The organism is Massilimicrobiota sp. An105, assembly GCF_002161155.1.
Classification (GTDB): domain Bacteria; phylum Bacillota_I; class Bacilli_A; order Erysipelotrichales; family Coprobacillaceae; genus Allocoprobacillus; species Allocoprobacillus merdigallinarum.
Genome location: NZ_NFLY01000059.1, coordinates 1 through 11171 on the forward strand (window position 1 = coordinate 1; position 11171 = coordinate 11171).

The window sequence follows — 11171 nt, forward strand, 5'->3', positions numbered from 1 at the left end:
AAAAGACAGCTAAAAAAGAAGATAGAACAGATAGAGAAGATGCTAGACAAAATAAAAGTGCCTGTTCGCCCAAACAGGCACTACCAACGATGGGGACGAGTCATGATTTCACCACCAAGTTATCGCTTCAGACTTGATGGAAGAAACAATCCAAAAGTCAGACGATACAAATCAGTGCTTATGACAATATCCCCGTAGTTAAGAATACAATTATATTGTATCATAAATTTAATGGGATAAAATTTTAAAAAACGAAAAAAAATCAACAGGGGCTTTATGCGCTTTTTTTGCATAATAATAAAGAGTGCATATAGTCATACCACAAGAATTACAGAAATAAAAAAAGAGTCACCTAGTCTAATATACTAAGTTGACTCCATTGAGCCCATAAAATGGGCGTTTTTTCTATTCTCCAAAGTATCTTTTTAATAATCCAGCAAATGCTTTTCCATGTCTAGCTTCATCTCTAGCCATTTCATGAACTGTATCATGGATTGCATCTAAGTTAGCTTCTTTAGCACGTTTAGCTAAATCAACTTTACCAGCAGTTGCTCCATTTTCAGCTTCTACACGCATTTGAAGATTTTTCTTAGTAGAATCAGTCACAACTTCTCCTAATAATTCAGCAAATTTAGCTGCATGTTCTGCTTCTTCCCAAGCTGCTTTTTCATAATATAAACCAACTTCAGGATATCCTTCACGATGAGCTACACGAGCCATCGCTAAATACATACCAACTTCTGAACATTCACCTTCAAAGTTAGCACGTAAATCTTTAATAATATCTTCGCTAACACCTTGTGCTACACCAACAACATGTTCAGCAGCCCATGTCATTTCACCACTTTGTTCAACGAATTTATCAGCACCAACACCACAAACAGGGCATTTTTCTGGAGCTGCATCTCCTTCATAAACATAACCACAAACTGTACATACAAATTTTGCCATACTTTTTTTCCTCCTATTCAATATGGATTTATTTATCCATATTTATGATAATCAATTTTCCATTTTTCGTCAACTTTATTGCTTGAAATTTTTTAACTTTAAATCGCTAAAAGACCTAATTGTTGTAATTGTTCTAATCCTTCAAAAACAGCTCCTTCTTCATTTGTTAAAGTCAACAAATAATGAGCAGCATTCTTAGCTGATGAAGATGCATTTTGAGGTGCAAAAGAATATTGAAACATTTGTAACATATGTCGGTCATTCTCTCCATCACCAAAAACAGCAACTTCATCATAAGCATATCCCTTTTTTGCAATAACTTTTTCTAATAACTTACCTTTATTACTCATTGAACTCGTAATTTCAATATTATCTTCAAAAGATGATGAGATATCTAATCCATCTATATTTAGTTGTTGTCTAACCCCTTGAATAGAGTAAGCATCCAGATGTCTAGCATCTATCTTTAAAACTTTAATATTCTTTTGAATGATCTCATCAGCATCCTTAGCATAATGAAAATCTCTTAAATATCCTTCTCTTGTTGTAAAAGTCTTTTTTGGTAATGAATCCTTATAATCTTTTGAAGCTAACAATAATTTATAGTGATAATCCCAAAAATCATCTGCATCTACAAAAGAATATTTCCCTTGATTTGTATGGATAGCTAATAAATAACCATATGATGATAAAATTGTAGATATCTTTTGAAATGCTTGATTATCCATTGGATAAATCTCATTGAATGTCTGTTGTTTATTACAGTATTGTGTTCCATTATTTAAGATCAAATCACAATCTAACTGATAACGCTCTAAAAAATCAATGACTATATTAATATCTCTACCAGTTGCTATAATAAACTCTATCCCATTTTCAATACATTTTTTTAATATCTGACAAGTTCGTTCCTCAATAGTGTCATCTTTTTTTATTAATGTTCCATCTAAATCACATACAATGCATTTTATCATGTCTGATTCCTCCTAGTTTTATTATTATATCAACTTCATTGATGAAGAGAAATCTTTTTCTGGCATAGAAAAACTATTGAGAGCCTCAATAGTTTCTTTTATAGTTATGTTGTTTTATGCTTCTTTTTGTTCAATTGTAGAAATTAACCAATTCTCTCCATCTGGAACTAAAGTAAATCTTAATTGTGTATCAATAGCTTCAGCTTCATCTATCTTCTTTGTCATTGCTCCAAAGATTTCTGGTGCTAAATCATCAAAAACTTTTTCCATCATCGCTTGTTGATCACCTGCTAGCTCACTTAATTCGTCTAAATGTTCCTGCTGATAATTATCAATAATAGTTGTTGTATCTGAATCAATATCTATATTATTGTAATCTTTCATTTTAATATCAGCAATAACCAAATAATTATCCCCATCTGCTTCTACACTATTAATTTCATATGAAGTCACATAATTGGCAAAAACATGATCAACAAACTTATTCGCTTCGTCTACAAATGTTTGACCATATATTTCAACATCCATGTACTCTTCTAAACTTTCCATGATTGAAAGTAAATCATCAACGTCACTGTTATCATCAGTACATATTGTTGAAATCTTTTCAATATCTCCTGCTTTTAAATAATCAAAAAAGTTCTTCACTACAGTTTCCTGTTTTTCAGTTGACGTTCCTCCACAGGCAACAACGCCCATAATCATAAATAAACAAACCGCTAATTTTAATATTTTTTCATAACCTTTACCTTCCTTTATGTAATAAATATACGTTCTTATATATTCAGTATATCATAAATATAATTAATTTCTTTATTTTTCAACATAATTTAACATAATTAACCATAAAATCAAATATTTATATTATATATGACTTCTCATTATATTTTTATGAGGTGATTTTTTGTTAATAACACAAAGAAACTGGACATTAGCTATCTGGATTCAATTTTTTATTGAAATTGTCATTTTTATAGTCATTTATTATTATTTTATATATTTAAAATATCAAAAACAAAAAGTCCTTTTTTATAGGACTTTACTCTATGTATATATCATTGGTATTTTATTTGTCACATTATTACCTTTAGATTTCCAATATGCCCAATTTGATCATTTTCATCATTTTACTGTTCACAATTTTACTTTTCCCTTTCGGGATGTCATTTATCATTATGGTGGTGCCATTACAAATGTTATTCTCAATACATTTATGTTTATACCTTTTGGATTCCTTGTTCCTTTATCTTTTCAATATTCATTTATAAAAACAATGCTCATAGGCTTGATGACAATCATAGGTATTGAATCATTACAGATGATATTTTCCTTATTTTGTATTGGATTTAGAACTTTTGATATTACTGACATTATCACAAATTTTATTGGTTTATGTTTAGGATATCTGATTTATTATATCGATAAAAAAAGACAATGCTTTGTGAAATGAACATTGTCTTTTCTTATCTATTGAAATGTTTGAATATGCTGATATAATGCTCCAATTAAATTGGCATCATTACGATAATGACAAGGAACAATTTCTGGCTTATAAACATCAAATCCTAAATGATCAAAAATATTATCAAAATGTTTATTAATTAACTCAATTAATAATGGTTGTGCACTTATACCTCCACCAATCGCAACTTTTTCACAATCAAAAATAATATGCACATTAAAGATTTGAGTAGCCACTTCTTTACAAAATTGACTAATACCTTCAATGACTTTCTCATTACCTTCATTAGCCATATCAAAGATTTCTATACCCGTATATTCCTGATTAGTTCCTAATGATTCCTGGACTCTTTCCAATAGTCCTTTAATACCATTACGTGTAGACCATGCATAGTCCCAACCAATACCATCTAAACAATTTGTTTTCACAAAAGAAAACTCTCCAGCACTAAAATGTCTTCCAGTATGCACTTTGTGATCTTTAATCAGACATCCTCCAATCCCTGTTCCTAAAATAACAACAGCTCCATCTTGTATATCCTGCAAATTCCCATATCCAATTTCTGCATTGGCTGCACATTTTGCATCATTACCAATCGTTATATTGATTGGACATCTTTCTTTTAAAATATCTACGATATTCATCTTATCAATATATCGTAATGCTCCACCTGTAAAAGCGTAACCTATTTCAGGATTGATAATACCTGGCATAGAAATAGCCATACCTTCAACACGATCTTTGTATTGATCATAAATGGTACCTATTGTTTCTACAAAATGATCCATTGTATCCATTGGTGTTGGGACACTAGATTTTTCTAAAATTGTTGAATCTTCCTGAATTAAAGCATATTTAATTGAACTTCCACCAACATCTAAAGCTAAATATGTTTTCATGATTAAATTCCTCCATACATTGTTCTTATATTTATTATAGGATTTTTATTGTAACAATGTAAATACTTTTATACATTTCTTATTATTGAATACAACATAGTTCCCATAACACATAATACAATGACAGAGTCATCATCATAATATTTCATGAATATCTTCTAAAAAATTAAAATCATAATCTTTTAAAAGATCCAAGCATATATCTATACGTTGATGTTCTAATAAAGTTGTAGGATGATGGGCATCATAACCAAAACAAACTTTATTTTCTTTTGTAACATGTTTAAAGAATTCTGGATGTGGATAAGGATATGCCAAACCATCTTGATAGTAAAGTTTCTCATATCTTAAACCATTTAAATTAATTTCTAAAACAGCATGATATTTTTTAGCCGCTTCAACAATGATTTGTGATGCCTTGTCACATGCTGGTGTCCATTGTCTTCTTCCTAACATAAAGAAGTCTGGATGTGCTATATATCTTGTTAATCCTAGTTCCAAAGCACTTTGAATTTGATTTGCATACATCAAGACATCTTCATCATTATTAAAATAATCATAATTATATCCATCAAAATAGCGGAAATGCTGTCCAATAATCATGTAATCACAACATTCTTTCATTTTAAGTAAATAATCTTTTTGATCATCATAATATTCTATTTCAAAGCCTACTAATACTTCAATTTGATCTTTATACTTATCTTTTAATTGATACATCGTATGTAAATATTCTTGAACATCTCGATTATACATACGTTCAGCAGCTATTTCTACATGAGGATAGGCCATATGCTCACTAAATCCTATCGTTTTCATTCCAGCTTCTATCGCTGCCAGAATATATTGTTCATCTTTTCCAACAGCATGATGACAGCGTGTTGTATGCGTATGTAAATTAAAATTCTGTTCCATTATTTATCTCCATTTTTATAAAAATTCTTGAATATCTTTTTCTATAAATCCTTGATCTGTTAACACCATCATAGATGTAAAACCACAATCTTGAATCAATTCTAAAGATTCTTTATAATAACAATCTAACATTTCTTTTTGATGACAGTCACTATTAAGACAGATTTTCCCACCATGATCATGAATATATTTTAATAGTATATGATGTGGATAAGGTGTTTTTCTTTGTCCTCTGGCAATAGCACCTGTATTGACTTCAAAAATTTTCTTTTGACCAATAAGCATATCAATACATTCATATGCTAATTTTAAATATTCCTGATCATCAAAATCAATAAATTCTTCATTCTCATTAAACTTTGTAAGTAAATCAATATGCCCTACTATATCTACATCACTTCTATAAGCTATCTTTTTCACTTCTTCATAATAACTTTGAGCATAGCTTAAAAAATCCCCATAATAATCTACAATCTTATGCGTCACTTCCTGACTTTGATCAACAGCTAAATATTCTTCACCAGCTTTTACAAAATGAACACTTCCAATAATATAATCATATGGATTATTTTTTTCAAAGCTTTGTCCTAAAATATCTTCTTCAATACCTAAAAAAATATGTATCTGATCTTTATATTTTTCTTTGACTTCAAGGACATCTTGAATATATTTTTGGGTGTTATCATCAGTCATAGAGTAATCATCTATTTCTCGACAATTCCCATGTCCTGAAAAACCTAAAATCGTAAAACCTTTTTGAATAGCTTCTAAAGTCATGTCCTCGATTGTATTTTTGCCATCACAATAAAGTGAATGTGTGTGTAAATTTTGTTTTATCATATTTTATCATCCCTCTCCTATTATAATTCTTTTTCATTTCCATTGATAGTCTAAAAAGACTGTCTTTAAACAGTCTTCATTTATTCTCTAATGGCTAGAATATTATGTGGCTCAATTCCAACATACACTTTTTGTCCTTCATCAAACAGTGTAAAACTTCTAAACAATGTTTCTGATTTTAAAATAACATCATGACAATTTAATGTATATCGTAAAACATTTCCTCTTGAAATATAGTGACTAACTTTTGCTTCAAAACTATAGACATTTTGATCTTGAATTGGTTCATTTTGAATAGAAATGGTTTCCGGTCTAATTGCATAATAATGATTATCAAAGTCTTGTTTTGGTAGCAATGTTTTTAATTGATGATTATCTAATATATTATAATGTCCTATAAATTCAGCCGCAAATTTAGAAACAGGGTGTGTATATAATTCTACAGGATTTCCACTTTGTTCAATGATTCCACCATTCATTAAATGAATTTTATCAGACATAATCATGGCTTCATCTTGATCATGTGTTACAAATATAGTTGTAATTTTTAACTCTTTTTGTACACGTTTGATTTTTTCCTGTAACTCACGTCTTAATTTTGCATCAATTGCACTTAATGGTTCATCTAATAATAGAACTTTTGGTTCCATAACGATTGCCCTTGCGATAGCTACACGTTGTTGTTGTCCACCAGATAATTGACTCGGATAACTTTTTTCTTTTCCTACCAAATCTACCATTTCAATGGCACGCTGTACTTTTTGAGCTATCTGATTTTTATCTACTTTTGCGATTTTTAAACCAAAGGCAATATTTTCTTCTACATTCATATTTTGAAATAATGAGTATTGTTGAAAAACCATCCCTATACCACGTTTTTGAACTGGTACATCTGTAATATCTTTACCATCTAATATAATTCTCCCTGAATTAATCTGCTCTAATCCTGCTAAAGATCGTAATAATGTAGATTTTCCACAACCACTTGGTCCAAGTAATGTAACTAATTCACCTTTTTCTACATCTAAATGAATATTTTTTAAAACTTGATTTTCACCATCATAGCTTTTGCATATATCTCTAAATTCAATGTATGCCATTAATTTTTCCCCCTCTTTGTGACTGCTTTATTTTGAATCATTAATGTTAATGTTGAAATGATAAATGTTGTAATAAAAAGAATAACGATAATTGCACTTGATAATTGTCCTGATTTTGACATTGTTTGATATAAATAAATACCTGCTGTTCTAAACGCACTTCCAGCAATCATATTAACAACGACGAAATCTGCAAATAACATTGTAAAAGCTAACATCATTGTTGAAATAATTCCATTTTTCATTTGTGGAATAATAATTGCAAAGAAGGCATGTAGTTGAGAACAACCTAACACCTGTGCAGCTTCTACAACACATTTCACATTTAATGCGCCAATAGTATTTTTTAAACCTCTAAATGTATATGGTAATATAATGATACAGTAAGCTCCTACTAAAAGAAAAAGACGATTTGATAAAAAGCCGGGTTTACCTGAATATAGTGAAATTATACCTACTGCTAAAATAACACCTTGAATGGCATATGGAATATTACATAAAATTTCAATATACTTTTCTAATTTTGGCATATATAATGTTGTCACATAAAGAACTAATAATATAGCCAAACTACAAATACACACTGGCACAAAAGAAATAACTAAAGATCTTAATAATGAATTAATAAAAGCTCCATCTGTTAATATTTCTGAATAGAAGCTAAGAGTAAAACCAGTTGGTAAAATATCCATCCATGCTGTAAAAACAGAATATAAGAAAGTTAAAGCTAATGGTATAATTAAAAATGCTGCGATAATAAATAAAATACATCCATCCCATAATTGTGTTTTTAATTTCATTGGACTCCACCTGATTTCTTTTGTAATTTATTTGTAATTAAAACTGAAATAACCATTAAAGCCATCATGACCAATGAAAGAGCACAACCAAATTCTTGATTTTGAACAACTTCACCAACAAATTGTTGAGAAATACGAATTGGTAATAGAGAAATATTATTACTCAACAATGCATATGCTGTTCCATAAGCCGCTAATGAGTTGGCAAATAAAACTGAAAATGTTCCTAATATACTTGGTAATAATGATGGTATTGCAACTTTAAACCAATAGTGAAAACTGTTTCCACCTAATAGTCCTACAGCTTCTTTCCATTCTTTTCTTAATCCTGAAAAAATAGGAAGCATCAATAAAGTTCCTAATGGAATTTGGAAATAAATGTAAGTTAATAACAAACCATTAATTGTATATAAATCATAATTAGCCAAAAATTCTATTCCATAATTTTTTCCAATTAATGTTAATATACCAACATTTCCTAATAAAATCATAAAAGCAAAAGCTAATGGAACTCCAGCAAAATTACTTGTAATATTTAATACTGAAGTGAAAGCATTTCTTATTTTAGGACTGGCATTATGTGCTGCTTTTGCACCAATAAATGCAATAAATATACCAACAACAGCTGAAAAAATAGATATCCATAAACTGTTATAAATAGACTGTTGATATAGACGTGTACTAAAAATTTTAACAAAATGGTCTAGAGTAAAACCTCCACCACCTGTCTTTGAAAAACTTTCTATCACAATATTCATTAATGGTAATATTTCAAATAATAAGACAATGATAAAAAAGGGTAATAAAGCGAACAGATAAAATTTATAGTTCTTTTTTGCTTTCATGAATACGTTTCACCTCCAAAGGTTTCATTTTTTCAGTTGCTTGAATATCCAATAAATAACAAAGCAACGGCGCAAACTCCAATGTTGTGAGAACTTGTGAATGATACCCATTCACAATGCGTTGATCAATAATATATAATGCTGTGGTGCGTTGCTGATGACTATTACCACCATGATAACCATTTTCACTCATTCCATGATCTGCACCTACCACAACACTATACCCATCTTTAATCCATTGTGGAATATATGTTGAAAGGAGTTTATCATTTTGAATAACTGCTTGCGCGTATTCTTGTGAACCTGCACCATATTTATGACCTGCATCGTCGATACCCATTGGATGTATAAACACAAAATCATATTGATCATGTGACATTAAACTTGATGATAATGCATATAAATGATTATCTGGATAAGTGTCTTCATAATAGAAAAAACCTTGGTCTATATAAGACTTTGGATCATGATGATAGACATCTTGAAACTTATTAAATGGTGCTGATAAATAGAGCTCACTAATCCAATAATATGCTAATGCTAGACTTTTTTTATGATTCTGTTTAAGTAATTCAAATATATGGATTTGATTAGATAATCGACATATATTATTATTTGTAATTCCATGTTCATATACTGGTAATCCAGTAAAAATTGTTTCGTACATAGGGCGTGAAGCGCTAGGTAATTCACCTAGCACTTCATATTTAGCCGCCTTTTTATGTTCACATAAATGTTCTAAATAACCTAAATGCTCTCTAGCATATTCACTCTGTAATCCATCTAATAAAACAAATACAACTTTATTATTGTGCATAAGCAACAACTTCCTCCTGCCAAGATGTTGATAAATCTGACACAGCTTGATCCCAAGCTTCCTGATCTTCAATAAAGCGTGCATTTTTATATTGTTCATCTGGTAAAAGCATTGCCTTTACATCTTCTGGTAATTCTACATCATCACGAATTGGACGCGCATAACCTTTAGCTAAATTAATCTGTCCTTCATCAGATAAAATATATTCCCTTGCTAATGCAGCAGCATAAGGACGTTTTGTATAGGCATTAATAATTGTACAATATCCACTTTGAATTGCTCCATCTGTTGGTACTGATACTTCAAAATGAGCATTGGCATTATTTTCTAAGATTTGTGAACGATATCCTAATGAATTGTAATCCCATAAAACTGCAACTTCTATTTCACCTTTTTCTAAACGTGCAACACTTGTGTCTCCCATATCTAATCGATCTTCTTCAGCTAAAGTCTTGAAAAAGTCTAGACCTGGCTGTATATTGCTTTCACTACCACCAAAAGCGATAGCAGCACTTAATAATGCACTTTGTGCCTGAGTTGCTACTGAAACGTCTCCAATTGTTAATGTATAATCTCCATTTAAAACATCTTGCCAACTTTTTGGTGCTTGATCAACAAGATCAGTATTTGTAATAAATGTAATTGTACCATAGTATCCTATAATCCAATCACCATTATCATCTTTAGCCCAATCAGGAATTGAATCCCAATATGATGTTTTATAAGGTAAAGTTACACCTTGTTCTTCTGCAACTGGCCCAAATGATTGTCCAACATCACCGATGTCTTTTGTTGCATCACTTGCTTCATTTGCAAAAATAGCAAGTTCCTCTGCACTAGACATATCTGTATCCGTATGTTTAATTCCATATTCATCTTTAAGTTCTGTCCATGTTTCAACCCAGTTAGCCCATGTATCAGGCATTCCAACAGAATTGACTTCTCCATCTTCTTTTGCTTTTTCTGTAATTTCTTCAATTGTCATTGAATTTAAATCAACCTTTGCTTGTGTGCTTTCTTCAGCGCATCCTGTTAAAAATGTTGCTGCAACAAGAGCACTCATCCCCAATTTAAAAAATTTATTTTTCATTTTCATACTTCCTCCTTAGCGAGTAAAGTATAGCATTTATAAAATTCAGTTAAATATCTTCATTTTGTAAAGAATTGTAAAAATAAAAACACTATAACAAGTGTTTTGTAAATATTTTAAAAAGGAATTTAAATTTTATATTAACATTTATTAAGTTTTTAGATACTTTTGCTTTATATAAAAAGTTATAAAAATCACATATTTTTTCTATATAAGTATAATTCGAGTCTTTCAATTTATCATTTAAACTAATATAAATAAATATTATTTAAGTTGATCATCATTTTAATATTTGATGATTATCATTAAATATATCATAAAAAAGAACCACCAGATGAGACAAGGTAGTCCTCTTTCACTATACAAAATAAAAAAGAAAGGGAATAGAATGACTATTCCCTCACATGGACTGGCAGCGTGCTATTTTCGCAGTTGCCTACTATCTTCGCCGCTGTGATGCTTAACTTCTGTGTTCGGC

Annotated in this window: 12 protein-coding genes; 1 reads left to right on the forward strand and 11 read right to left on the reverse strand. The window is 30.1% G+C overall.

The window, feature by feature from the left end; translation table 11 throughout:
- Positions 1 to 405: 405 nt before the first annotated feature.
- The 3 genes from B5E48_RS12255 to B5E48_RS12265 all read right to left on the reverse strand — a co-directional run bounded on the left by B5E48_RS12255 (position 406) and on the right by B5E48_RS12265 (position 2630).
- Complete coding sequence (locus tag B5E48_RS12255; RefSeq protein WP_087245789.1) at positions 406 to 951, reverse strand: rubredoxin-like domain-containing protein; 546 nt, start codon at positions 949 to 951, stop codon at positions 406 to 408.
- A gap of 98 nt (positions 952 to 1049) precedes the next feature.
- Entirely contained in the window at positions 1050 to 1925 is an 876-nt protein-coding gene (locus B5E48_RS12260; RefSeq protein ID WP_087305347.1) for a Cof-type HAD-IIB family hydrolase, read from the reverse strand.
- Positions 1926 to 2039: 114 nt separating this feature from the next.
- Positions 2040 to 2630, reverse strand: a complete 591-nt coding sequence (locus B5E48_RS12265) for a hypothetical protein (protein ID WP_087305349.1) — start codon at positions 2628 to 2630, stop codon at positions 2040 to 2042.
- A 199-nt stretch (positions 2631 to 2829) separates the two neighbouring features.
- Here B5E48_RS12265 and B5E48_RS12270 point away from each other — a divergent pair, with 199 nt between their 5' ends.
- Positions 2830 to 3375: a VanZ family protein gene (locus tag B5E48_RS12270; protein ID WP_087305350.1), complete on the forward strand. Its 546-nt coding sequence runs from the start codon at positions 2830 to 2832 to the stop codon at positions 3373 to 3375.
- Between the two features lie 17 nt (positions 3376 to 3392).
- Here B5E48_RS12270 and B5E48_RS12275 read toward each other — a convergent pair whose 3' ends face one another.
- The 8 genes from B5E48_RS12275 to B5E48_RS12310 form a co-directional block, all read right to left on the reverse strand.
- Positions 3393 to 4286 (reverse strand): ROK family protein, encoded by an 894-nt coding sequence (locus tag B5E48_RS12275; protein WP_087305352.1) that lies wholly within the window; start codon positions 4284 to 4286, stop codon positions 3393 to 3395.
- Positions 4287 to 4421: 135 nt separating this feature from the next.
- A complete protein-coding gene (locus B5E48_RS12280; protein ID WP_087305354.1) occupies positions 4422 to 5201 on the reverse strand; it encodes a PHP domain-containing protein in 780 nt (259 codons plus the stop codon).
- Between the two features lie 15 nt (positions 5202 to 5216).
- Complete coding sequence (locus tag B5E48_RS12285; RefSeq protein WP_087305356.1) at positions 5217 to 6041, reverse strand: histidinol-phosphatase HisJ family protein; 825 nt, start codon at positions 6039 to 6041, stop codon at positions 5217 to 5219.
- 80 nt (positions 6042 to 6121) lie between these two features.
- Positions 6122 to 7141, reverse strand: coding sequence for an ABC transporter ATP-binding protein (locus B5E48_RS12290; RefSeq protein ID WP_087245803.1), 1020 nt, complete (start codon positions 7139 to 7141; stop codon positions 6122 to 6124).
- Positions 7141 to 7941 (reverse strand): ABC transporter permease, encoded by an 801-nt coding sequence (locus tag B5E48_RS12295; RefSeq protein ID WP_087245805.1) that lies wholly within the window; start codon positions 7939 to 7941, stop codon positions 7141 to 7143. The genes B5E48_RS12290 and B5E48_RS12295 overlap by 1 nt, the downstream gene beginning before the upstream one ends.
- Positions 7938 to 8786 (reverse strand): ABC transporter permease, encoded by an 849-nt coding sequence (locus B5E48_RS12300; protein ID WP_087305358.1) that lies wholly within the window; start codon positions 8784 to 8786, stop codon positions 7938 to 7940. The genes B5E48_RS12295 and B5E48_RS12300 overlap by 4 nt, the downstream gene beginning before the upstream one ends.
- A complete protein-coding gene (locus B5E48_RS12305; protein WP_158094016.1) occupies positions 8764 to 9603 on the reverse strand; it encodes an alkaline phosphatase family protein in 840 nt (279 codons plus the stop codon). The genes B5E48_RS12300 and B5E48_RS12305 overlap by 23 nt, the downstream gene beginning before the upstream one ends.
- Complete coding sequence (locus B5E48_RS12310) at positions 9593 to 10693, reverse strand: ABC transporter substrate-binding protein (RefSeq protein ID WP_087305360.1); 1101 nt, start codon at positions 10691 to 10693, stop codon at positions 9593 to 9595. The genes B5E48_RS12305 and B5E48_RS12310 overlap by 11 nt, the downstream gene beginning before the upstream one ends.
- Positions 10694 to 11171 lie beyond the last annotated feature (478 nt).